The sequence below is a fragment of the Klebsiella sp. CB_Kp196 genome, assembly GCF_040061575.1.
Taxonomy (GTDB): domain Bacteria; phylum Pseudomonadota; class Gammaproteobacteria; order Enterobacterales; family Enterobacteriaceae; genus Klebsiella; species Klebsiella michiganensis.
The window spans coordinates 1-23715 of the sequence record NZ_JBEAFH010000005.1; the positions used below are offsets into that span (position 1 = coordinate 1).

At 56.3% G+C, this 23715-nt stretch carries 23 protein-coding genes and 1 pseudogene; 5 read left to right on the forward strand and 19 right to left on the reverse strand.

The genetic code is table 11. The features are described 5' to 3' along the window. From ABLU87_RS02935 to ABLU87_RS02960, 6 genes and pseudogenes are all read right to left on the reverse strand, one after another. Positions 1 to 1333, reverse strand: a 1333-nt coding sequence (locus ABLU87_RS02935) for an OmpA family protein (RefSeq protein ID WP_348870664.1), incomplete at its 3' end; no start/stop codon positions are given. Beyond that, complete coding sequence (gene tssL, locus ABLU87_RS02940) at positions 1330 to 1995, reverse strand: type VI secretion system protein TssL, short form (protein ID WP_122117960.1); 666 nt, start codon at positions 1993 to 1995, stop codon at positions 1330 to 1332. The genes ABLU87_RS02935 and tssL, both read right to left, overlap by 4 nt. Then, positions 1992 to 3335 carry a type VI secretion system baseplate subunit TssK gene (gene tssK, locus ABLU87_RS02945; RefSeq protein WP_122117959.1) on the reverse strand — a complete coding sequence of 448 codons (1344 nt, stop codon included), beginning with the start codon at positions 3333 to 3335 and terminating at the stop codon, positions 1992 to 1994. Before tssK ends, tssL begins: the two co-directional genes overlap by 4 nt. Before the next feature lie 13 nt (positions 3336 to 3348). Next, positions 3349 to 4884 (reverse strand): type VI secretion system contractile sheath large subunit, encoded by a 1536-nt coding sequence (gene tssC, locus ABLU87_RS02950; protein WP_025108179.1) that lies wholly within the window; start codon positions 4882 to 4884, stop codon positions 3349 to 3351. 40 nt (positions 4885 to 4924) lie between these two features. Then, on the reverse strand, positions 4925 to 5416 hold the full coding sequence (tssB, locus tag ABLU87_RS02955) for a type VI secretion system contractile sheath small subunit (protein WP_196942223.1): 492 nt from the start codon (positions 5414 to 5416) through the stop codon (positions 4925 to 4927). Positions 5417 to 6027: 611 nt separating this feature from the next. Beyond that, a pseudogene (locus ABLU87_RS02960) lies at positions 6028 to 6180 on the reverse strand (NmrA family transcriptional regulator); the annotation flags it as partial. A gap of 69 nt (positions 6181 to 6249) precedes the next feature. Between ABLU87_RS02960 and ABLU87_RS02965 the strand changes: the two are divergent. Then, complete coding sequence (locus ABLU87_RS02965) at positions 6250 to 6813, forward strand: DJ-1/PfpI family protein (RefSeq protein WP_025107032.1); 564 nt, start codon at positions 6250 to 6252, stop codon at positions 6811 to 6813. A 278-nt stretch (positions 6814 to 7091) separates the two neighbouring features. Here ABLU87_RS02965 and ABLU87_RS02970 read toward each other — a convergent pair whose 3' ends face one another. The 6 genes from ABLU87_RS02970 to ABLU87_RS02995 all read right to left on the reverse strand — a co-directional run bounded on the left by ABLU87_RS02970 (position 7092) and on the right by ABLU87_RS02995 (position 12673). Continuing rightward, positions 7092 to 7868 (reverse strand): ABC transporter ATP-binding protein, encoded by a 777-nt coding sequence (locus ABLU87_RS02970; RefSeq protein WP_014229066.1) that lies wholly within the window; start codon positions 7866 to 7868, stop codon positions 7092 to 7094. Then, the gene (locus tag ABLU87_RS02975; protein ID WP_014229065.1) at positions 7868 to 8638 is read right to left on the reverse strand and encodes an ABC transporter permease; all 771 of its coding nucleotides are present in this window, start codon (positions 8636 to 8638) and stop codon (positions 7868 to 7870) included. Before ABLU87_RS02975 ends, ABLU87_RS02970 begins: the two co-directional genes overlap by 1 nt. Next, entirely contained in the window at positions 8635 to 9642 is a 1008-nt protein-coding gene (locus tag ABLU87_RS02980; protein ID WP_014229064.1) for a glycine betaine ABC transporter substrate-binding protein, read from the reverse strand. The genes ABLU87_RS02975 and ABLU87_RS02980 overlap by 4 nt, the downstream gene beginning before the upstream one ends. A 28-nt stretch (positions 9643 to 9670) precedes the next feature. After that, positions 9671 to 10390, reverse strand: a complete 720-nt coding sequence (locus ABLU87_RS02985) for an aspartate/glutamate racemase family protein (RefSeq protein ID WP_014229063.1) — start codon at positions 10388 to 10390, stop codon at positions 9671 to 9673. After that, positions 10387 to 11400 carry a D-cysteine desulfhydrase gene (locus ABLU87_RS02990; RefSeq protein ID WP_148850018.1) on the reverse strand — a complete coding sequence of 338 codons (1014 nt, stop codon included), beginning with the start codon at positions 11398 to 11400 and terminating at the stop codon, positions 10387 to 10389. Before ABLU87_RS02990 ends, ABLU87_RS02985 begins: the two co-directional genes overlap by 4 nt. Before the next feature lie 250 nt (positions 11401 to 11650). Further along, positions 11651 to 12673 carry a malate/lactate/ureidoglycolate dehydrogenase gene (locus ABLU87_RS02995; protein WP_064407203.1) on the reverse strand — a complete coding sequence of 341 codons (1023 nt, stop codon included), beginning with the start codon at positions 12671 to 12673 and terminating at the stop codon, positions 11651 to 11653. A 242-nt stretch (positions 12674 to 12915) separates the two neighbouring features. On the opposite strand from ABLU87_RS02995, the gene ABLU87_RS03000 reads away from it, so the two are divergent. Genes ABLU87_RS03000 through ABLU87_RS03010 form a run of 3 tightly spaced genes read left to right on the forward strand, consistent with a single transcriptional unit; the run spans position 12916 to position 15625 of the window. After that, complete coding sequence (locus tag ABLU87_RS03000; protein WP_122117553.1) at positions 12916 to 13923, forward strand: ABC transporter substrate-binding protein; 1008 nt, start codon at positions 12916 to 12918, stop codon at positions 13921 to 13923. Between the two features lie 21 nt (positions 13924 to 13944). Continuing rightward, a complete protein-coding gene (locus ABLU87_RS03005; RefSeq protein ID WP_025107026.1) occupies positions 13945 to 14787 on the forward strand; it encodes an ABC transporter ATP-binding protein in 843 nt (280 codons plus the stop codon). Continuing rightward, complete coding sequence (locus ABLU87_RS03010) at positions 14759 to 15625, forward strand: ABC transporter permease (RefSeq protein ID WP_122117554.1); 867 nt, start codon at positions 14759 to 14761, stop codon at positions 15623 to 15625. The genes ABLU87_RS03005 and ABLU87_RS03010 overlap by 29 nt, the downstream gene beginning before the upstream one ends. Positions 15626 to 15816: 191 nt before the next feature. Here ABLU87_RS03010 and ABLU87_RS03015 read toward each other — a convergent pair whose 3' ends face one another. The 7 genes from ABLU87_RS03015 to epsC all read right to left on the reverse strand — a co-directional run bounded on the left by ABLU87_RS03015 (position 15817) and on the right by epsC (position 22136). Then, positions 15817 to 17295, reverse strand: a complete 1479-nt coding sequence (locus ABLU87_RS03015; RefSeq protein ID WP_014229057.1) for a cysteine desulfurase — start codon at positions 17293 to 17295, stop codon at positions 15817 to 15819. Continuing rightward, the gene (locus ABLU87_RS03020; RefSeq protein ID WP_014229056.1) at positions 17282 to 18226 is read right to left on the reverse strand and encodes a family 2A encapsulin nanocompartment shell protein; all 945 of its coding nucleotides are present in this window, start codon (positions 18224 to 18226) and stop codon (positions 17282 to 17284) included. Before ABLU87_RS03020 ends, ABLU87_RS03015 begins: the two co-directional genes overlap by 14 nt. 37 nt (positions 18227 to 18263) lie before the next feature. Continuing rightward, on the reverse strand, positions 18264 to 19439 hold the full coding sequence (moeB, locus tag ABLU87_RS03025) for a molybdopterin-synthase adenylyltransferase MoeB (protein ID WP_049084326.1): 1176 nt from the start codon (positions 19437 to 19439) through the stop codon (positions 18264 to 18266). After that, positions 19436 to 19726: a MoaD/ThiS family protein gene (locus tag ABLU87_RS03030; protein WP_014229054.1), complete on the reverse strand. Its 291-nt coding sequence runs from the start codon at positions 19724 to 19726 to the stop codon at positions 19436 to 19438. Before ABLU87_RS03030 ends, moeB begins: the two co-directional genes overlap by 4 nt. A 59-nt stretch (positions 19727 to 19785) precedes the next feature. Beyond that, the gene (locus ABLU87_RS03035; protein WP_025107022.1) at positions 19786 to 20214 is read right to left on the reverse strand and encodes a M67 family metallopeptidase; all 429 of its coding nucleotides are present in this window, start codon (positions 20212 to 20214) and stop codon (positions 19786 to 19788) included. Beyond that, positions 20207 to 21112, reverse strand: a complete 906-nt coding sequence (locus ABLU87_RS03040) for a cysteine synthase family protein (protein ID WP_025107021.1) — start codon at positions 21110 to 21112, stop codon at positions 20207 to 20209. Before ABLU87_RS03040 ends, ABLU87_RS03035 begins: the two co-directional genes overlap by 8 nt. A 67-nt stretch (positions 21113 to 21179) precedes the next feature. Then, entirely contained in the window at positions 21180 to 22136 is a 957-nt protein-coding gene (gene epsC, locus ABLU87_RS03045; RefSeq protein ID WP_014229051.1) for a serine O-acetyltransferase EpsC, read from the reverse strand. 379 nt (positions 22137 to 22515) lie between these two features. On the opposite strand from epsC, the gene ABLU87_RS03050 reads away from it, so the two are divergent. Continuing rightward, entirely contained in the window at positions 22516 to 23301 is a 786-nt protein-coding gene (locus ABLU87_RS03050) for an HAD-IIB family hydrolase (protein WP_122117164.1), read from the forward strand. Positions 23302 to 23715 lie beyond the last annotated feature (414 nt).

Below are 23715 nucleotides of genomic sequence, written 5' to 3' on the forward strand. Positions count from 1 at the left end.
GCGCCCACCTGCCGGTGTCGAACAGCGACATGCTGTCGAGGCGGATGATTTTCGGCGCGGTTTTCTCGGCAGGCTTCAGTGGCGGAGGCGCCGGGACATAGGAACGAATGGCGTCCAGCACCGGCATGCGCAAATGCTCCCCGTGATACAGGCCGAGCCCCATTTCCAGCGGTTCACCGTGGCGCGCCCACCGATCCAGCTGCAGCGCATCCCCGCGCAGGATCTGCACGGCGCGGGCTTTCGGGGCGTAGTCATCCATCGCAATCTGCGCGTAATGCTGAATATCGAACCCCACCCGCTGCAGCAGCTGGCGGTTGTTCCACGCGCTGGCGCACAGTGCGATGATGGCGGCAAGGGTGAACAGGCAGAATGCCCGCCGTAAAGTTCTGCTGAGCGGCGCCACGCCGGCGCCCAGTGGCAACAGCGGCAGAATAAAATTCGGCAGCGTGACATCCGCTGATGAGGGATTGGGCTGCCAGCCGGGCAGCGAATTCAGGGCGGTATGTTGAGACAACCAGCGCTGCCACAGGCTATCAGCCAGAACCGGCGCCCCCGAAGGCGTCATGTGATATACCACCATCGCCGGGTCCGCCGGAGGCATATCGTCCGACGCCGCCGTCAGCGCGGCCATCATTGTTTGTTCAGTCAGGCGAACCAGCGTATTCATCCTCACCTGCGCAGCCAGGCGGTCCGTCCCGTCCTTTTGCGCCAGCCATGTCCCGGTGCTGCACGGCACATCGTCCGCCAGCCATACCTGCATGGCCTCCCCGGCCTGCGCTGTCTGCCACAGCGGTTGTGGAACAGACGCCCCCGCCACCTTACTGTTCAACAGTAAAGGCACCGCCCGGCGGCAATCGCTCCGCACCTGGCTCAGCTGCCAGCGCAGCTCATAAAGCCCGGCCGCCAGCGCCGCCTCATCACGATGCAGCTGCGGACAGACGCTGACCATCACCGCCAGCTGCGATACGAGGTCCGGGCGTTTCCACAGAAGAATACGTACCGTCTGCTGCAGTTCAGCCGTCGGGACGTTTAACCAGCAGCCCCGTGCCGTGCGGTAAACTGGCCCGCTCTCCGGCCACCCGGCGATATCACCGCAGACCAGCACCACCGGCAGGCGATACGGCGCGTCCGGTATCTCATCCAGCCAGGCGTTATCTACCAGCGGATCTTCCCGCCTGCGCCCGGCGAAAATCAGCCCGGCGATAACGGCGGCCAGTATCAGCGCAGCGGCCAGAATCCGCCCGCCGGAGGCCAGCGGCAGAAACAGCAGGCAGAGCAGCAGCGCCAGGATCCCGCCCCAGAGCCATAACAGGCGCAAATAGCGCACGTTCATTTCCCGGCCCCCGGCAGCAGGGTTGCAATCAGGGAATCAAGCCAGTGGTTCAGACCCCACCACAGCGCGGCGATCGCTACCAGCGACAGCCCGATGCAAACCGGCCAGCGACGTAACCCGTCCGCCAGGCCGCTGCGCCCGGAGATACCCGCCAGTACGGGACGGCTCTGGTCCGTTTCAAACGGCGGCACGCGCTCGGTCAGTACCCGAACAAGCTGGTCACGAGCCGGTTCATTCAGGGCATAACACCCTTTAAAGCCGAGCATCAGCACCCGGTGGAAACAGGTCAGCACCGCCATATCCGGCGCGGGCTCGCGCAGAGCCTGTCGCATCCGTTCATACAACGCGTCTCCGGCGTCCAGAGCACCAAAGTATTTCGCCTGCAGCGGACGGTCATACCAGACGATGCAGGCATCATCCTCGCCTTCGCGCCCTTTGGCGGTCTCATCCAGCAGCGCACACCAGGCGTAGAGAATATGCCGACGGCTCGCCTCGCTGACGTCCGCAGCCTCGAGCTTCGCCATCACCTGTTCAATATGATCTACACAATGTCGCCACAGGCGGTCGCCCTCCCCGTCGGCCAGTCTTGCGCCGAACCGCAGTTCCGTCACCGTCAGCCACGCGTCCGCCATCAGGGCGTCGATATTTATGTCCTGTTTCATGAGCGCAGCACCGCAAACAGTTCAAGTTCCGGATCGCCCAGCAGACCGGGGACGTAAAAGACACAACTGCCTTCCAGCAGCATCGCCCGCGCCGCCGGATGGGCCATATCAAGGGTGAAATACTGGTTTTCCAGGCGCAGCGGGATAGCCGCAGGGACGTGGCTCATCGCGCGCAAAGGAATGCCGGGCTGCGAACCGTTGACCACCCTGTCGACTTCATCCGGGCTACCCGCTTTGCACTGAAGCGGAAACTGCTCCAGCAGTTGCGCTACCGGCAGCGGCGAGCGTACCGAGAGATAAAAATCCGCCTCTTCACGCAGTCTCGGATCGTGGAGACGGGCGTGCCAGCGCTTGCGCCGCTCATCGCGGACCATGTCAATCGCCACGACCCGGGATGGCAGGCTGGCTTCCAGCAGCACGCCCAGCAGGTCAAACAACGGCGGGAAGACCGCCGTTAGCTGCTCATGACGATAGACCGGAATATCGGCGGTGGTGTGATCAAGAGAAAACGTCAGCAGGCTGCCTGCAAGACCGGCCAGCACCTGATAAAGCCGCTCCGGGTGCACCTGCGGATAGCGCACAAAATGGCTGAGCACCGGCTCCGCGCTGTTGAGCGCATTCAGCAGCCAGAACAGCGACACGTCCGCCACCGCGAAGTCGGCCATCCGTTCGTTGCTCTCCCGGCGCATAGACATCAGGCGCTGCAGGCGCGCACGTAGCTGACCCGTCAGATATTCGGTCTGCTCCGTTAGCCAGCGGCTGGCCTGCACGTTCAGCAGCGGCGGAATAAACGACGCGTCCTGCGACCAGTCTCCCTGGCTGTCGCGCTTAAGACGGGCCACGGCGACGGTCTGGTAATTGCCGTTGTCGTTATCCTCTGTACGCAGCGTCAGCTCCGGCTGCATTACCGCAATCTGGCGGCTGTCATCCCCATAGCGGTTACGCACCTCCCGCCAGGCCAGACGCCAGCGCACAGGACGCTCCGCTTTCTGCTCCGGTTGCAGGCAGTTGCCGCCGTTTTCATACTCATGGGGCAGCGCCAAAACCACCGTCAGTTCGTGACTTTCTGTTTCCGGTAAGGTCATCACGGGCGGCAACGCATCGGCGTTATCGCTATCAGTGAGCGTTCCGTCAGCGAAACGCACGCACAGGTGGTCGGCCTTCAGTTTCCCCTGTTTCAGCAGCGCGGCGTCAAAAGCCGTCCGCGCAACCCCCCAGGGATGTATTGCTCCCAGTCGGGCGACACACTCGGTGTGCCAGGCCGCTTGCGCGGCCTCCTGCTGAAAATGTTGAGGGGAAACCATCTGGCCCCGCCCCCACAGCGGTCGTACTGTTTTCATCCCTGTCCCCGCCTTACGCTTTCGCTTTCGGCATCTGGCTGACCAGAGACAGGTTCACGTCCATCCCTTCCACCTGGAAGTGCGGCACCGCGTACAGCTTCACCCGGAAGAAGCCCGGATTGTCCTCGATATCTTCCACCACCACCTTCGCGTCGCGCAGCGGGTGCGAGGCCTGCAGCTCGTCGCCCGGGTCGGTCATCTCCGTCACCAGACCGCGCACCCAGGTGTTGAGCTCCAGCTCCAGCAGGCGGCGATCCTTGGTGGTGCCGATGTTTTCACGCTGAACGAGCTTCAGGTAGTGCGCAATGCGCGACAGCAGGAAGATATACGGCAGGCGCGCGTTGATGCGGCTGTTGGCGGTGGCGTCGGCGGTGTCGTACAGCGCCGGCTTCTGGGCCGAGTTGGCCGAGAAGAAGCAGGCGTAGTCGCGGTTTTTGTAGTACGACAGCGGGATAAAGCCGAGGCTGGCGAACTCAAACTCGCGGGTTTCCGGGATCATCACCTCCGACGGGATCTTCACCTGGTTGCCGGTGCCCAGATCGTAGAGGTGGATCGGCAGATCTTTCACCGCTCCGCCCGCCTGCGGGCCACGGATCTGCACGCACCAGCCGTTATTAATAAAGCTTTTCACCATGTTGGACGCGAAAGAGAACGAGGCGCTGGTCCACAGGTATTTCTCATGGTCCGGGCCTTTCACCTGCTCGACGTAGTTGAAGCTGCGCACCGGCACGGTGTCCGGCCCATACGGCAGGCGGCCCAGCACGCGCGGCATCACCAGGCCGATATAGCGCGCGTCGTCGGTGTCGCGGAAGGATTTCCATTTGATGTACTCGGCGCGGTCGAAGTAGTTGCCGATATCCTTGATGGCGGCAACCTCTTCCATGGACTCTTTCAGAAAGAAGGCCGGCCCCACGGCGCCGATAAACGGCATATGGGCCGCGGCGGAGACGCCGGAGATGTTGCGCAGCAGCGCCACGTCCTGCGGGCTGGCGTCGAACTCATACGCGGAGATCACCGAGCCAATCGGCTCGCCGCCCGGGGTGTCGTACTCGGCGGTGTAGGTGTGCCAGTAGAGGCCGCTCTGAATCAGCTCCGGCGCGTCTTCGAAGTCCTGGCGCAGATCGTCTTTGGAGACGTCCAGAATTTCGGTTTTGACGTTCTGGCGGTAGTCGGTGCTGTCCACCAGCTGCTTCAGGCCGCGCCACAGGGATTCCACCTTCTGGAACTCAGGATGGTGCATCACCGCGTCCAGCTGGCGGCTGATTTGATAATCCAGCTCCGCGATATGGTGGTCAATCAGGGTCTTGTCGAGCTTCTCCACGGTCTTTCCGGACTGACGGATGCAGTCCATAAATACCTGCATCGCCGCCGTCAGTCGTTCGCCCGCCGGGGCGTCGGACAGCGCGGCATCATCCAGAAAGTCGTTAATATCGCCCAGGCGGGACGCCGGGGTCAGGTTGATTTTGTCAAACAGGGAGGCGTAAACGCTCTCTTTTTCCAGTACAGCGGTCTGCCCCTGCGCGGGGGCGGTTTCAGTATTTACAGACATCAGCATATTCCCGGTTAATCCATTAAATAACGCACGCCGTTTATTTCGGGGCCAGCGCGCTCATTTCGTCGCGTAATTCCTGCGTCAGCGCCGGATCTTTCAGGATTTTCTCGAGCTCTTTTCTGAAAGTGGCGTTATCAAGCAGGTTGGATTTGAGGTCGCGTAATAAATTCCGCATCGCCAGCATGGCGCGGAGCTGGGGAATCTGGCGGGCCACCTGCTCCGGTTCGAAATCTTTCATATCGGCGAAGCGGAGCTGAATATTTTCTTCGGCGCTATCGCCGACCAGCGTGTTCTGTACCGTGAGGCTGATTTCCGGGCTGAATTCCGAAAGTACGCTGTTGAAGTTATTTTTATTGACGTTGATTTTTGCTCTTTCCGATAATGGCCGGTCTTCTTTGCCATTACTGAAATCACCGATGGTGAGGAGTTTCAGCGGCAGCTCGACTTTCTTCTGCGCGCCTCCTGTGTGCAGAGCCAGCTTTAAATTAATGCGTGCCTTGGGCACCTCATTCTGGAACGTATCAGCCATAGCGGTCCCTTCCCGTGAGGAATAATGTGTTAAAGATAACGGTGTGTGAAGACCCGGATATAGTAGAGCAAAGCGCCAAAAAATATCAACCTGCCGGTTGCAAAGTCCATTATAAGACTTTCCTCAGGCATCTTAAGGCAAATGTAAAAATGAAACGCATGAGACAAACAAAGCTGGTATGTAATAACAACTCTTTTCTTACATTAAAGGCAGGATGTATACCTGACAGAGGAATGTGAATTAAATTCATATCTGAACAGGCAGCGTTGATTGATGCAAATCAATATGTAACGCAAATACTGGTCGTTCCGTATGCTGAAACGCGCGCGAACAGGGGCGTAAGAAATAAATTATTTTTTATCGTTTACCGGCCATAAAAAAGTCCAGTAGTGGATTTTAATATGGCTATAATTAATGGCTGACAGGATTAATATAAAACTCAGAAATAATACTCTTCAGATATCCGGTATCGATGGTTAAACCGGACAACATATAGATTCGCGCTGAGCGTAAAAGAAATAGCGGCATTTCATTCAGCGGATATATTAAAACAGAGCTTACAATAATACCTCTCGCTCATTAATTCCTGCCTGGCGCCGGGAAAAACGGGTTTACCGCTTAAAGGCCCGGCCGGCAGAGATTGCCAGCGTCCGTTCGAAAGCAACGCGCCCTGTTCCCGCCGGCCAGGACTCAATGGATTGCAGCTGCGGATTCATTTGCCGCATCGCCGCCAGATCGGCACGCCCCACCAGCCGTCCGTCATCCCCAGGTTCGCATTCCCTCTCCCGCCAGGCTATATCTTAGACACCTTTCTTCATACAGGAGTGAATAAGATGGGCAAAAAGATTCTGATGCTGGTGGGCGATTACGCCGAAGATTACGAAACTATGGTGCCGTTTCAGGCATTACAAATGATCGGTCATCAGGTTGATGCGGTCTGTCCAGATAAAACAAAAGGCGACTTCATTATGACCGCGATCCATGATTTTGACGGCGCCCAGACCTACAGCGAGAAACCCGGGCACCGCTTTGTTCTCAACGCCGATTTTACAACGGTGAAAGAACAGGATTACGACGCGCTGTTAATCCCCGGCGGCCGGGCGCCAGAATATCTGCGCCTGAATGCGGAAGTGCTTAAACTGGTGCAGGCATTTGACGCAGCGCGTAAACCTATTGCTGCCGTTTGCCACGGCCCTCAGCTGTTGGCAGCTGCGGGGGTATTAAAAGGCCGCACCTGCAGCGCCTATCCGGCCTGCGCGCCGGAAGTGCGGCTCAGCGGCGGACATTTTGCCGACATCGGTATCGATCAGGCGCATGTGGATGGCAATCTGGTGACCGCCCCCGCCTGGCCCGCTCATCCGCAATGGCTGGCGAAATTTGCCGAATTGTTGCAGTAGCAAACCTGACAAATATAAAAGGCCGGAACGGATCATCGGGGATTACCCTCTGAAGGCGATGCTGGCGCTAAAAATCGCGCCAGCATCGGTTTTAATGGCAGTTAAAAAAGATTATCGGCAATGCTGTAAGCTCAGCTTTTGGGGTAGACGGTGCAGACTTTCGCCGAAGCAGGGCCAGACGCGATCGCTGCCCGTCTGGTCATTCGATATGACCAGAACAACCGGGAACCACGATATGATAAGTTCGGAAATAACCCCTTTGCTTGCTGCAGCCGTTTTCAACCTAAATGGCGTTTAGCCTCCTTACGCACCCGGTGCAGTACATGATGTTTGATCCCACTGTAATCCGGGTGTTCAGACAGATTCTCGATATCACGTTCCCGGCCAAAAGGCAGGGCGATCTCCTCAACAATTTTTCCTGGGTTTGCTGACATAATCAGAATGCGATCGGCGAGGAATAGCGCCTCTTCCACGTCGTGAGTGACAAAAAGCAGAGTGGTGCCGGTATTGAGCCAGGCCTCACGCAGCAGTTCCTGCATCATCAGACGGGTTTGCGCATCGAGCGCGCCGAAGGGTTCATCCAGTAACAGCACATCCGGGCCGGGTAGCCAGGCGCGCGCCAGCGCTACCCGCTGTTTCATACCGCCTGAAAGCTGCCAGGGCGAATGGTGCTCAAAGCCTTGCAGGCCAACGAGTCCAAGCCATTCCATCGCACGGGCGTTAATTTCATCTTTGCGATGCTTACCCAGCCGAGGACCAAAGGTGACGTTATCCAGTACCGATAGCCACGGAAAGAGGTTAGGCTGCTGGAAGATCATTCCGCGATCCGGCCCCGGCTGGCGGACCGGTTTTCCCCCCGCCACCACCCGCCCCCGATCCGGTTTGTTAAACCCGGCGACCAGGTTAAGAATAGTGGACTTACCGCAGCCGGAAGGCCCCAGGAGCACCACAAATTCTCCTTTGTGGAGCGACAGGCTGATATCTTCCAGCACCGTGAACGGCTGTGGCTTCGCCGCAAAAGCGAGCGATACGTTTTCCAGCGTGATAGCACTCATTATTCTTTCCCCGCCCAGGGTACAAACAGGCGCTGCAGCCCCAGCAGCAGTAAATCCAGCGCGTAGCCAATGCCACCCAGTAGCAAAATGCCAAGCATGACGATATCGGTGCGTAAATAGGAACTGGCGTTAATGACCATCCAACCCAGCCCCGAACTGGCAGCGACCATCTCCGCCGCGATAAGCGACGTCCAGCCAATGCCAATCGACAGCCTGACGGTGGTGAACAGTTCCGGTAACGTATCCGGTAACACCACGCGCAGAAAGATCTGTTTGCGTGAAGCACCAAGCGTTTGCGCCACACGAATGCGCGAACGACCAATACGCTCTACCGCAGCAGATGCCCCCACCACCACGCTAAGGAAAGTGGCAATAAAGATGAGAAAGAACTTCGAGGCCTCACCAATCCCCAGCCAGACGACCGCCAGCGGAATAAGGGCAATTTTGGGCAGCGGGCGCAAAAACTGCACAAACGGATTCAGCACCGCCGCCAGACCTTCCGACAGCCCCATCAATAATCCCAGAGGAATACCGATGATGATTGCCACAGAAAAAGCGCTTAACGCACGTGCCAGGCTGACGGCAACATGCTCCCACAGCGGCACCTGACGATAACCATCCGCCAGCAACTCTTCGGTCGTCAGGCCTATATCCGTTAGCGATGGCAGCAGCAGCGGATCAACCCATTGCCGCGAGGCCGCCACCTGCCAGACGATAAAGAAAACAGTGACCGAAACGACGCTGATGGCAATGTGATAACTCAATCTCATTGCGCGGCTACCGCTGCGTCACGGATATAACGGGAGTTAATGGCGCTGTCCCAGCTGGCCGGGATATCACGTTGGCGAATCTCACCGATATCAGCAAGGAAGTGAGAGGTTTTGGTCAGCGCTTTCCCAATCCCGCTGTCGGTGGTTTGCGTACCGTTACCCAACCATTGCGCCGTACCCTGCTGGCTCAGCGTGGGATATTCCAGCCCACCCAACGTATTGACGGCGGTCGTCACCGGCGCACCCACCTCTTTCGCAACAATGGCCGCCGCGCGCTCCGGGTCTTTCTTAAACTCATCGACTTTTTGCTGATGAACACGCAGGAACGCGCTGACGGTTTGCGGGTACTGCTCAGCAAAAGCTTTACGCACAACGTAGTTGTTATAAATCAGGTAACCATCTTTTTGCAGATCTTTGGTTGCGAACACCTGATGCCCGCCAGAAGTCTCCAGTTCCTGAGCAAACGGCGCCCAGACATAGCCCGCGTCGATATCACCGCGTTTCCAGGCTGCGACCATTTCCGCCGGACGCAGCGGCAATAATGTTATTTTACTGCGGTCGAGATGGTTAACGCTGATAGCGGCCTCAAGCGCATATTGCGCCGTCGAGTTTGGCGGATAGGCTACGCGTTTACCCTCAATATCTTTAATGCTGGCAATACCGTCTTTACCAATTAAACGCTCGTAGCTGGCAATCACGCCAGAGACGCCGATAATTTCCACCGGCAGTTTTCTGACAATGCCTGCCGTCGCCGGGCTGGAGCCAAAATTAGCAATATCAATCGCATTGCTGGCAAAGTAATTTAACGCATCAGCACCGGACGCAAATTGCACCCATTTCACCTTGCTGTTGAGTGCCTTATCCAAAGAACCATCGGCCTTAGCCAGCATCAGCACCTGAGAACCGCCGCTATATGCCACCCGAACTTCCGCTGGCGTTTCGGCAAAGCTGCTATTAACCCACAGGCCACCCGCTGCAAGTAAGACACAGAGACTTTTATTCATTTAATTTATCCTTTAAATAACAACGTTTTTAATGCCATGTCTCGCGTTGCGCCAGCCATAGCCGGGCACACTGCCGGGCGAGCGCTTCTGCGGGATCAATTGACACGGCCAGATGCGGTGAGGTCACCTCAGCCAGCGCAACCGGCACTTCTGTACAGGCCAGCACCAGCCGCTCTGCGCCACGATCGCGCAATGCCTGGGCCTGTAGACTCAGCAGTTCTCCGCCGGTACGCAGTTCGCCGCGTTTTACCGCATAGCATCCCGGCACAAACCACTGCCGCAGTTCTTCTTGCGTTGGCTGTACGCTTTCGATCCCCATCGCGGTAAACCCGTGCTGAAACCAACCGGCATCCAGCGTGCCCTGGGTAGCGATAATCCCGACCCGCCGGGGTTTCTCTTTCCCGTCGAATACCGCCAGCGTGGCATCCACAATATGCAGCAACGGTGCGTCGCTATGCTGCGCCAGCGCCTCATACCAGTGGTGCGCCGTATTACAAGCAATGGCAATATGACTGACGCCCACGCGGTTCAGCTGTTCCACACCGTACAACAACTGCGGCAGCGGGGATGGCCCCGTTCCCGCCAGCGCCCGCTGGCGATCCGCAATTTGCGGTACATTCCATACCACATGGGGAATTTGCTGTTGGTCGCTGCTGGCGGGCGTTGCCCGCAGCAATTTATGCATCAGATCCAGCGTCGCCAGCGGCCCCATGCCGCCAAGAATTCCCAGCAGAAATGGTGTACTCATGATGGCAAAGAATCGGCGATGGCCTGACGGTAGCCAAACAGACCTGCACTTCCCCCCGTATGGATAAACACCACATTCTCATCCCTGCGGAAATGACCTTTACGGATCAGATCAATCAATCCGGCCATGCCTTTTCCGGAATAGACGGGGTCGAGCAGAATCCCCTCGTGCTGCGCCAGCAACTGCAGCGCCTCAAGCATCCCTTCGGTGGGCAAGCCATAGCCTTCGCCGACATAATCACTGTTCGCCACCACCGCCTCACGCGGCAATTCACCCGGTACACCGAGCAGTTCCCGCGTCTGCTGCGCCAGACGCCAGACGTTGTGTTCCTGTTTTTCGCGCGGAGCGCGGACGCTAATCCCGAGGAGAGGAATACCGCTGTGCGTGGCAGTTAAGCCCGCAATCAGGCCAGCCTGTGTACCTGCGCTACCGGTGGCATGAACGATATGATCGATGCGCAGCCGTAGCTGGCTGGACTGCCAAAGCAGTTCTTCCGCGCAGGAGACGTAGCCCAGCGCGCCGATAGCGTTCGAGCCTCCACCGGGGATGACATAAGCGGTGTGGCCCCTGGCTCGCAGGCTTTCCGCGTGTTGTTCCATTGCCTGCTGCATATCCGTACCGCCGGGAAGATGAGCGATAATTTTGCCCCCGAGCAAACCGTCCAGCAGCACATTGCCGGATTGCTGATACTCATCACCCAGCGTCGTGACGCGTTGTTCGAGAAAAATATGCGTTTCCAGACCCAGTCTGGCTGCCGCCGCGACGGTCTGACGCACATGGTTAGACTGCGTGGCGCCCTGGGTAATGATAATATCCGCCTGTTTTGCCTGGGCATCGCCCAGCAAAAACTCAAGTTTGCGGGTTTTATTACCGCCAGTGGCGAGGCCTGTGCAATCGTCTCGTTTTATCCAGATATTTGGCCCCTCCAGCAAGCGTGAAAGCTGCGTGAGAGGCTCCAGAGGGGTCGGGAAGTGGCCAAAATGAAGCCGGGGGAAACGCGCCAGATGCATAATAACTCCTGTAAAAAATGACTACGCAGCAAATTAAAATTTTGCCGCGAGGATAAAAGGTTCATACAATATTAAGTATGACTATATTTATTTTCTCACTGATGACTTACCAAGTTTTTCAGCTATGGTTATGAGAAAAAAAGATAAAATAGTGCTTTTATTTATTTTGTTCATCAGCACTAATTAACCGGACATAATACCAACGCTTCGAACAGATAACCCAAAGACGTATTTAACCAGGCAGACAACCTCAGGTATTTAATGCTTCCAGGGCGACAAACGCCTGCCAGCTCACCTCATCGATCCAGATACCCTCTTGCCGACGGCGGGTATACGCTCGCAATTCTGGCTCTCCGGGGATCTGCACATTGCGCCCTTCCTGCCCGCTACGCACCCAGTCCACCTGCGCTAATAGCGCCTGCTGGTAACTCTCCTGCGCCCCCAGCCGCGCAGGATCAAATAAAATCGACAGCATATTGTTGATGATTCCGGCACGTGGCGGAATTTGCTGGCTTTCGGTTTCGCCGCCGGTCAGCGCAGCGCCGAGTAGACTACAAATCAGCGACAATCCTGCGCCTTTATGCCCGCCAAAAGGCAGCAAGGCACCGAACGGTTCCGTCATTAATACCGCAGGGTCGGTGGTGGGTTGTCCGTTCGCATCTACCGCACATCCTTCAGGGATGGCTCGCCCTTCATTCCATGCGATGCGCGCTTTATTGCCTGCTATGGCGCTGGTTGCGAAGTCAAGGATAACCGGGGGCCGGTTCGCGAGCGGTACCCCGACACAAAAAGGATTTGTGCCGAGTCGGGCACCGAGTCCATCGAAAGGCAGTACTACCGACGGCGCTGCCACGTTGGCAAAATGGAGCGAGACCAGTCCGGCGTCCGCCGCCTGTTCCGCCCATGCGCCGATTCGGCCAAGATGGTGGGTATTAGACAATCCGATGATTGCCACCCCAAACTCGCGCGCACGCTCAATACCCACGGCCATGGCCTGTTCGCCCAACGCCTGGCCAAAGCCGTGCCCCCCATCAAAAGAGACGATCGGTCCGGCATCAGACAATATGGTGAGCGTGGCGCCAGGGTTCAAATCCCCTGCCAGAATGGCCCGAATATAGCGCGGTAACAGGGTCACGCCATGAGAGTCGTGGCCTTTTAGTGAGGCTTCGACAAGGTTATCCGCGACCTTTTGAGCGATATCAGGTCCGGTGCCAACCCTTACCAGATGGCGCTGCAAAAGCGAACGTAAGTGATGATCCGAAAATAAAGGCATGATGAGGCTCGCAATGACTGCCCCTACATTGATAAGGGCTATTTAAAAGATGAACCCGACTATACTGAGAATATATTTATGACCTAAACATGAATAATGACTAAGCTTTTCCGCCTGGTAAATAACAAGCCACAAATATCGTTATTCATTTCTCTGATATTCATTTTCATTTAAATCACTTCCTTTCCCGCTCGCCTCTGCCCATGATTTTTGGCTGAGAAACACCTTTCTGGGAAACTGAAATGAATAAAACAAGCAGAATACTCGCCTGTACGCTGGCGCTTTCCGCCCTGGGCGGGATAAGCCAGCCGACATTAGCGGAAGGAAACATTAGTATCGCGCAGCAATTTGGCATCGGCTATTTAATTCTTGATGTGGTACGTGACCAACGGCTTATCGAAAAAGAGGGTCAGAAAGAGGGGCTGGATATAAAAGTAGAGTGGCGCACCATTTCCGGAGTAACCGGGATGAATGAGGCCCTGCTCTCTGGCGCTCTGGACGTTGCGTCAGCGGGGGTTCCCCCCGTACTCACCCTATGGGATCGCACCAAAGGTAAGCAAAATGTGAAAGCGATTGCCTCGCTGGGGTCGATGCCCAATTATTTGTTGAGTAATAATCCGGCGGTAAAAAGCATTAAAGATCTGTCCGCAAAAGATCGGATCGCCGTACCGGCAGCAGGCGTCGGTTTTCAGTCTCGTACATTACAAATCGAGACCGCGAAATTATATGGTGACGGGGACTTCAAACGCTTCGATAAAATTAGCGTCAGTTTACCGCATCCGGACGCCAGCGCGGCATTAATTGCCGGCGGCTCGGAGATTACCACCCATTTCTCCAGCCCGCCCTTCCAGTATCAGGCGCTGGAACATAAAAACGTGCATAAAGTGCTCAGTTCCTATGACGTACTGGGGGGACAGGCAACCTTTAATGTTCTCTATACCACCCAGAAATTCCATGATGAAAACCCCAGAACCTATAAAGCGTTTTATCGCGCGCTCAGCGAAGCCGCAAGTATTATTAACCGTGACAAAAATGCCGCTGCCGAAACTTACATTCGCGTTGAGAAATCGCGGCTGCCTTTACCGCTGGTACAAAAAATTGTTAACGATCCCGAAATAAGCTTTACGGTTTCCCCTGAACGTACTGGCGTATATGCCGAAAAACTCCATGAGCTTGGGATACTGAAAAATAAGGCCGGCTCGTGGAAAGATTATTTTTTTAACGAAGCATGGGAAAACCCCGGCAGCTAAACCGCGATACTGGAGGCTATGATGGTCAATCAGCAAATTGATGGCCCGCTGCTGCAGGTCAGCCATGTCGATATTGAATACCGCACGCGTGAACGCCGGGTACGCGCGACGCACGATGTCAGTTTTGATGTCTGGCCTGGGGACCGCTTTATTCTGCTTGGCCCCTCAGGCTGTGGAAAATCGAGCCTGTTGAAAGCCGCAGGCGGTTTTATTGCCCCGCGCAGCGGTCAAATTTCGCTTGCAGGGACGCCAGTTAGCGCCCCCGCTCCGGACCGCATGATGGTATTCCAGGAGTTCGACCAGCTGCCGCCGTGGAAAACGGTGCTGGAAAACGTCATGTTTCCTCTGCTCGCCAGCCGCAAAGCCAGCCGCTCACAGGCAAAAGAGACGGCGCTGCATTTCCTTCACAAAGTCGGTCTGGCGGAATTTGCTGACGCGATGCCCCATACGCTCTCCGGCGGCATGAAGCAGCGCGTCGCCATCGCCCGTGCGCTGGCGATGAAACCGCGCATCCTGCTGATGGACGAACCCTTCGCCGCCCTGGATGCGCTGACGCGGCGCACGATGCAGGAAGAGTTGCTGACGCTCTGGGAAGAAGAGCGCTTTACGCTGCTTTTCGTCACCCACTCGATTGAAGAGGCGCTGGTCGTAGGCAGCCGTATTGTGGTGCTTTCGCCGCATCCAGGACGCGTCCGGGCAGAGCTTAATTGTCATCAGTTCACGCTTAATGATTTCGGCAGCGAGGCGTTTCAACACGCGGCTCGTCATATTCACCATCTGTTATTCCCGACGACCGGCAACGGTCCGTCTCACTCATCCGGCGAGGAGCCAGCGTATGTCCCAGCCACCGTACATTCGTCCTGAATTCGAAGGCGAATTACCGCCGCTACGTAATCTGCCGGTGGAAACGCCGCTACCCTTAAGCCAGCGCCTGTGGAATCAGGCATGGCTGCGTAAGTCTGTGATTGTCGCCCTGGTGCTGGCGCTATGGGAGATCGCCGCGCGAATACAGCAAAACGATCTGATGCTGCCCGGGGTATTTCAGACGCTGCAGGCGTTCAGTGAAGACCTGCGCAATGGCGAACTGCCGGAAAAAATCGTCAATTCACTCAGTACCCTGCTGAAAGGATATCTGGCCGGCAGCGCGCTGGCGCTGATTGCCAGCGCCCTGGCAGTGACCACGCAGTTTGGTCGCGATCTGCTCAGCACATTAACCGCGATGCTCAATCCACTGCCGGCAATTGCGCTGCTGCCGCTGGCTCTGCTGTGGTTTGGTCTGGGAAATGCCAGCCTGATATTTGTACTGATACATTCCGTCATGTGGCCCATCGCTCTGAATACCTGGTCCGGATTTAGCAGCGTGCCGGAAACGCTGCGCATGGCCGGGCGCAACTATGGCCTCCGTGGGCCACGCTATGTGATCACGATTCTTATTCCGGCATCGTTGCCCGCCATCCTTTCCGGTTTGAAAATAGGCTGGGCTTTCGCCTGGCGAACGCTGATTGCCGCCGAACTGGTATTCGGCGCCTCCAGCGGCGAAGGGGGTCTGGGCTGGTATATATTCCAGAATCGCAACGAACTGTTCACCGACCGGGTATTTGCAGGGCTGTTAACGGTCATCGCGATTGGTCTGCTGGTGGAAGGCATCGTATTCGCCAGTCTGGAAAAGATCACAATTAAGCGCTGGGGGATGCAGCGTTAACCCCACATTCATTCAGGCAGCTACTGCGCCCCCCATTAAAACGTCCGCCGGCGCCTTTCAGGCTGGCTCGCCGTGTTGCCGAAGTCGCGGCAACGCGCCTTATCCTTACCACGATATGATAAAAGCCCGCGGGGAAATCAGCGGGCTTGTGGGATTGTCGTCATGGTCCATCCCTGGCGTGCTTGACACCGCTACCGCGAAGCAAACCTTGCAACATGCTCTGCGAGAAAATCAATTTCCTGCGGCGTATTATAAAAAGCCAGCGAAGGCCGGACGGTACTCTCATAACCAAAATGGCGCAGGATCGGTTGCGCGCAGTGATGTCCGGATCGCACGGCAATGCCGACCTGACTGAGATAGCGCCCCACGGCTGCATTTTCATGACCCGCCAGCACGAAAGATAAGACGCTGGTTTTGTTCGCCGCGGTGCCGACCAGCGTCAGGCCCGGAATAGCCGACAGCTTCTCGATGCCATACTCCAGTAAGGCGTGCTCGTACTGCGCAATGTTCTCTATCCCCAGCGAGGTGACATAATCGATAGCCGCCCCCAGCCCGACGGCATCAGCAATATTGCCCGTCCCCGCCTCAAACTTATTCGGCGAGGGCTGATAGCGCGTCAGTTCGAAGGTCACGTCGGCAATCATGTTCCCGCCGCCCTGATAAGGGCGCGCCTCTTCCAGCACCTCCTGCTTGCCATAGACCACGCCGATCCCGGTCGGTCCAAAAATTTTATGCCCGGAGAAGACGAAGAAATCGGCATCCAGCGCCGTCACGTTGGTCGGGATATGCGAAATAGACTGCGCGCCGTCGATGGCAATGCGCACCCCAAAACGATGGGCGATCTGCACCAGCTCCTGAACCGGCGTGACGGTACCCAGCGCGTTAGAAACGTGGGTCGCGGAGACAAAGCGGGTTTTATCGTTGAACAACCGGATATATTCCTCAACGATCAGCTGACCGTGCTCATCAACCGGCGCAACGCGGATCGTCGCGCCCGTTTCCTGGGCAATAAGCTGCCACGGCACAATATTGGCGTGATGCTCAAGCAACGTCAGGATAATTTCATCCCCCGGTCGTAATAGCGGCTTCACGTAGCTGTGCGCTATCAGATTGAGCCCTTCCGTGGTACCGCGCACGAAGATGATATTTTCCGGGCCGCGGGCGCCGATAAAGCGCGACACTTTCTCACGCGCGGCTTCATAAGCATCGGTGGAACGAGCGGCAAGCGTATGCGCCGCCCGATGAACGTTCGAATTCTCATGTAAATAATAGTGGCTGATACGATCGATAACCTGCTTCGGGCGCTGGGTCGTCGCGGCATTATCCAGCCACACCAGCGGATGTCCGTCCACCTGTTCGCTAAGGATCGGGAAATCAGCGCGGATGCGTTCTACCGGGATCTGTCCAACCCGCGCCGGCGGCGCCGTTTTTACGCTGGAAGGGGGTAACGGCGCGAATCCGCGAGGCGCGATATCCGCCCTGCTCTCCTGGCCCAATGGCAGCACCCGCGGCGCGTAAGCGGCTTCGGTTGCACGCGGGCGTGCGGGCGCGTCGTCAGGCAGCCCCTGCAGATCGCGCGCGTCGGGCAGACCATAATCACGCGCGGAGGGCGCGTCGCCCGCCCATCCGCCGGGCGCATAGGGAAGCGTGAATAAATTACTCGTAGTCATAATATTCACCCACTTCAACATCCTCCAGCACGGCAATGGCGTCATCGGCCAGGATCGCAGCGGAGCAATAAAGTGAGAGTAAATAGGAAGCCACGCCGTTATCGTCGATCCCCCGGAAGCGCACCGACAAACCGCGAGACTGTTCGTTTGGCAGCCCTTCCTGATAAAGTCCCAGCACGCCGCGTTTGCTTTCACCGGAACGAATCAACAGGATATTGGTTTTTCCGCCCTGGCCTTTCGGGTTTTTCAGACCATCGACAAACAGCTTGTCGGAAGGGATCAGCGGAATACCGCGCCACAGGATAAACGTGCCCCCATGCAAATTCACGGTGACCGGCGGCACGCCGCGTCGCGTGGCCTCACGCTGAAATGCGGCAATCGCGCGCGGATGGGCCAGAAAGAAGGAGGGCTCCTTCCAGACTTTGGACAACAGCTCATCCAGGTCATCCGGCGTTGGACGGCCATTGCGGGTCTGAATACGCTGCGAGTCGTCGATATTTTTCAGCAATCCATATTCATCATTATTGATCAGCTGACTTTCCTGGCGCTCGCGCAGGCTTTCAATCGCCAGCGCGATTTGCTCTGAGGCCTGGTCGTAGGGCGAGCTGTAGAGATCGGCGATTTTGGTATCGACGTTTATAATGGTCGTAATCGAATCCAGCTGGTATTCACGCGGCGTGGTCTGATACTCGATATAGCCCTGGGGTATTTCAACGCGCGACGGATCCTGGCTGCATAATACATCCAGCGGCGTCTCCCCCTCCACGACCTTGTTCACCCGGTAAATTCCCGATTCCAGGCCCTTATAATCGAGAAAACGGCTGACCCAGCGCGGGGTGATTGCCGCAAATTGCGGTGCCGTTTTGGTCACGTTCGCTAACTGATACGCGGCTTCACGCCCCAGTGCATTAATGCCTTTTTGTTCTGCCATAATGATTCCTTAGTGTTTGAAAGAGTGGAGCTGAAGGTTAGTACTGCGGCAAACGGGTATCGACATCCCGTGCCCAGGCGTTTAGGCCATCTTTTAAATTCATCACGCGCCCCTGATAACCTGCGCGCTGGAGTGCCCGAATGGCGAAAATACTGCGCTGCCCTATCTTGCACAGAAATACCGCATCGACCGTCGGGTCGAATTCACCGATACGTCTGACTATCTGGCCCAGCGGCATCACCTTTGCCTGCGGAAATTTTGCAATCGCCCTTTCGTGGGGTTCACGAATGTCGATCAGCTGCAGGGGTCTTCCCTCCTCTATCCAGGCGTGAAGCTCAAGCGCCGTGACGCTTTCAACCGGAACTTCTGCTTCATCAGGTTTCAGCCCGCAAAACTCCTCGTAGTCGATGAGCGCATGAATCGAGGGGTGCTCACCGCATACCGGGCAGTCGGGAGCCCTCTCCAGCCGCAGCTCGCGTTGCTTCATCTGCCACACATCGAAGAGCAACAGGCGGCCAATCAGGCTCTCGCTGCCGCCGACGATTAGTTTGATCGCTTCCGCCGCCTGAATGGTGCCGATAATCCCCGGCAGCACGCCGACAACGCCGCCTTCGGCACAGGAAGGTACCAGCCCCGGCGGCGGGGGCTCGGGATAAAGACACCGGTAGCACGGTCCTTCCCCGGCATAAAAGACGCTCGCCTGCCCTTCGAACTGGAAAATGGAGCCATAGACCAGCGGTTTACCCAGCAAAACGCAGGCGTCGTTGATCAGATAACGGGTGGGATAATTATCCGTACCGTCGACGACGAGGTCATATTCCCCAATAATTTCGAGCGCGTTTTTGCTGCTCAGGGTGGTGTTATAGGTCACCACCTGTATCTCGGGGTTGATGGCTTTAATCTTGTCTTTCGCCGAAGCCACTTTGGGTCGGTTGATATCTTTGGTGCTGTGAATGATCTGCCTTTGCAGGTTGGAGACGTCGACAAAATCAAAATCGACAATCCCCAGCTTACCGACCCCCGCCGCAGCCAGATAAAGCGCCACCGGCGCCCCCAACCCGCCGGTGCCGATAAGCAATACGCGGGCAGCCTTCAGCCGCTTTTGCCCCTCAAGCCCGACTTCCGGCAGCAGCAGATGGCGGCTATAGCGGGCAATTTCCGCATGCGTCAGCTCCGTCAGACGGTCATCCGGGATAATGCTCGGTCTGCTCATATCGCCTTCCCGACGCCGCCGGCAATGGCGGGAACCAGCAGCACTTCCGCCCCATCGCTAACCGGAGTCTCCAGCCCGCCGGTGGTTTTAATGTTGTTCTCTCCCACGTACAGATTGATGAAACTGCGCAGCGCGCCCGTATCGTCATACAGATGCGGCTGAATGTCAGGAAATCGCTCCGCCAGCGCTGCGACCAGCTGCCCAACGGTGTGGCCTTCGAGGATCACTTTCCCTTGACCGTCGGTGAAGGCGCGTAGCGCAGTGGGAATCAGTAATGTCGATGCCATAGTGGTAATCTCTCCGTGTTTTGTTCTGGTTTCCGGCAACGTTGTGCCCGTTATTCACGTCATAAAACGATCTGCACATCCTCCTGCAAAAAGCGCTGGCGGTCCTGGGTCAGCCGCCAGCTGGTCAGCGCCCCCGCCTCGCGCTGCGCGACCGCCACGATGATATAGGCGTAAAACGGCAGCGCATGTTCGCGATCAAATTCAGATGGAATGGCCGGGTGATCGGGGTGCGAATGGTAATAGCCGATCACGTCCACATCCTGAGCCAGCGCAGCGCGTTCCGCCCGCAGGGAGTCGTCGGCGGTGATGACAAAACGGTGGTACTGCTCCTCCGACTCGCGAGCATTAACAATGGGGAAAATCGCCGTCACGCGGGCATCGCCCTGCGCGGAAAAGTGGCCAAAGAGCGCACCGCAGCATTCGTTGGGATAGGCCTTTTCCCCTTCAGCGCCAATCAGCCTGGTGATTTCTTGAGTCAATTCAATCATGGGTTTCATTCCAGAAAGCGTCAGTCAGATAACGCGAGCCGACATCACACAGCAGCGTGACCACCACCGATCCCGCCGGCAGCGTGCGGGCCAGCCGCGCGGCGGCGGCGACATTAGCGCCAGAGGAAATGCCGACAAAAATGCCGTCCCGCCGGGCGAGGCGCCGCGTGCTCGCATAGGCTTCCTCGGTGGTGACGGGAATAACGTCGTCGAACAGGGTTTCGTCGAGAATGCCCGGTTTAATGCTGCTCCCCATATGCTTGGTCCCTTCAATGCCGTGGAATGGCGAAGCGGGCTGTACGGCGAGCGTTTTCACGCGCGGATTTTCATATTTAAGCCGCCGCGCGATGCCGACGAAGCTGCCGGAGGTGCCCATACCGGCGACAAAATGGGTGATCTGTTGCCCGCTCTGCTCCCAGATCTCTTTTCCGGTCGTCGCGAAATGCGTATTCGGATTGACGGGGTTGTTATATTGGTCCGGATAAAAATAACGTTCCGGATGCGCAGCAACTTGTGCCTGAACTTCAATATAGGCGCCGTCAGAACCTTCCAGCGGATCGGTCTCCACAATCGTGGCGCCATAATGACGAATAATACGTTTGCGCTCCGGGCTGGTATTCTGCGGCAGATATAGCCGGACGTGATATCCCAGCGCCGCGCCAATCATCGCGTAGGCAATGCCGGTATTACCGCTGGTCGCATCAATAATCGTTTTACCCGGCGTTAATAACCCTCGAGCAATCCCGTCCAGCACCATCGCTTTCGCCGCGCGGTCTTTCACCGAGCCGCTGGGGTTCATAAACTCTGCTTTTGCCAGCAGCGTTACGCCAGGTAGCTCGGCGGCAAAAGAGGGTAACGTGATTAACGGCGTAGCGCCGATCGTTTCAAGTAAATTCATAATAATTATCACGCTGTTATTTTATTTATTCCGATGCGCTGGCCATTTCATTTTATTATCGGCGGAATTAAATTCCGTCACCGTCGCTGAAATGTTTTTGCTGTACCCGGGCCTGCTGCACATGACTATCCGGAGGAACATCACGGGTCAGCCATATATTTCCGCCAATGCTGGAACGCGCGCCGATAGTAATTCGTCCTAATATTGTTGCACCGGCGTAAATAACGACATCATCTTCAATGATTGGATGGCGAGGATAGTTTTTTTGCAACTGCCCGTCATCGCCGGCAATAAATCGTTTGGCCCCAAGGGTAACCGCCTGGTAAATACGCACGCGTTTACCGACGATGGCCGTTTCACCAATCACCACGCCGGTTCCGTGATCGATAAAGAATCCGTCATCAATCTGCGCGCCGGGATGAATATCTATTCCGGTCTGGCTGTGCGCTTTTTCAGATATCATTCGCGCCAGCAGAGGCAGACCGAGCTGATGCAGCTCGTGGGCAAGACGATAGTGCATCACGGCATGAATTCCCGGATAGCAGAGCAGCACCTCATCCATGCTGCGCGCGGAAGGATCTCCCTGATACGCCGCGAGGATATCGCGATCGAGACGCTGACGGATGACCGGCAAACGGTTGGCAAACTGCTGAACCCGCCTGACCGCCTCCTGCGACAGCGTGTGACTCGCATCCTGCTCATCTGACTGATAATAAAGTTCCAGGACCGCTTCTTCAGTCAATCGGTCAAGCGAGGTGCCTAGTAAATGACCGACGTAATAATCTTCGCCCTCTTTGCGTAATTCAATATCACCTAATCGCATCGGATAAAGCACTTTTATCAAGGTATCGGTGACTGAATTAACGCTTTCCCGGGAAGGTAAACTACGTTTATTACGATAATTATTTTTCGCATGTTCATCGCGCCACGCCTGACGAACGCGACGGAGTTCATCGACGACATTATTTAAATGCCAGTTATTTTCTCTTTTCGGCATGAGATACAATTCACCCGCTTCCGGCATAATAATATCCTTCTTAAAATCGCATCGATAAATCTTTTTTGCGCCACCTCACTTTTATGCATTACCCACATTAAAAACAAATAACCATATAGACTTTGAATAGCTAAAAAGAGTAAATACTTTTAAATCAACACATTCGACAAACAACCACACCCGGCGAATACGATCGATGCGTCCCCCCCCTCGCCAGAGCGGCTCGTTCGCGATGGTACGAAAATGAGGCGGGGTGAAAAAGGGAGTCATTAACGCCACCGTTCAGTTGGACAATGAGGGAAAATTTATAGCGAATTTATTGCAAAGCATAACTGATTTTTAGCTATTGATTATGAGGAATTAACGTAACATTTCCGTTATTAAATCATGATGTTTAAGGTTCCCTATGCGCGCTTTATCCGATGCTCCCGCTAATGAATTCGAGCCAGTACGTTTTGTCCTCACCGATATGGATGAAACGCTCACCTGGCAGGGCCGTTTGTCGGCCGCCGCCTATACCTCGCTTGAACAATTGCAGTCCGCCGGGATACGGGTGATCCCGGTCACCGCCGCGCCGGCGGGCTGGTGCGATCAGATGGCGCGGATGTGGCCTGTTGACGGCGTCATTGGCGAAAACGGCGGGCTTTTTTTCCGCCGCACCGCGGACGGGCATGGCATCGAGCATCATTACTGGCACGCGGACGACGCCACGGCATCCGTCGCCGCCCGGCTGCGGACCATCGCCGACCGGGTCCTGGCAGCGCTACCGGAAGCCCGTCTGGCGGACGATCAGCCCTTCCGCCTGACCAGCCTGGCCTTCGCGCGGCCTGCCGACCCGGTACTGGAACACCGCATCGTCAACACGCTGCGGCAGGCGGGTGCCGACGCTACCGTCAACAATCTGTGGGTGCTGGGCTGGCTGGGTGGCTACGACAAGCTGACCATGACGCGCCGTACTCTGGCTCAGCACTACGGCGTCGATATCGATCGGGAGCGGGAAGCTATTCTCTACAGCGGCGATTCAACCAACGACGCGCCGATGTTCGCTTTTTTCAAACACACGGTAGGCGTCAGCACTGTCCGGCAGTATCTGGATCAACTCCCCGTTGCCCCCCGCTGGGTGACGCTCGGCCCCGGCGGCGCGGGGTTCGTGGAGATGGCGCAGGCGGTATTCGGCCCAAAATCCCTCTGAAAGCAGCAACTTATCCACCAGCTTAACGATTCCCCCGCGCCCTGGTTTTTCTCTCTGGCTTTCAGATAATGTTGCAGCGGTTGCCTGACGTTCGCAGGCAGCCGGTTCCCATCAGTGCTTCGTTATGTACACATCCCATAACACCATGTCTTATATTAGTTTTTTCTTACTGATAAAAACCAATATCGTCATTTTTACCGTATGCAAAAAAGTTTTCCGTTTGCTGATCTCCCGACGTTTCCAACGAAACACTTTTGTTCATAGAAACAGCGTCTGGAGGTTTCCATTTCCGGACAAATCGATTAAAAATGGTGCATTAATGGCGAAATTCCACGCAAATGATGTAATAAAACGGCAGGTAACGACGGCGGGTTTGCATCAAAAAAGAATGGCTTAGCTTTTTTCTATATAACG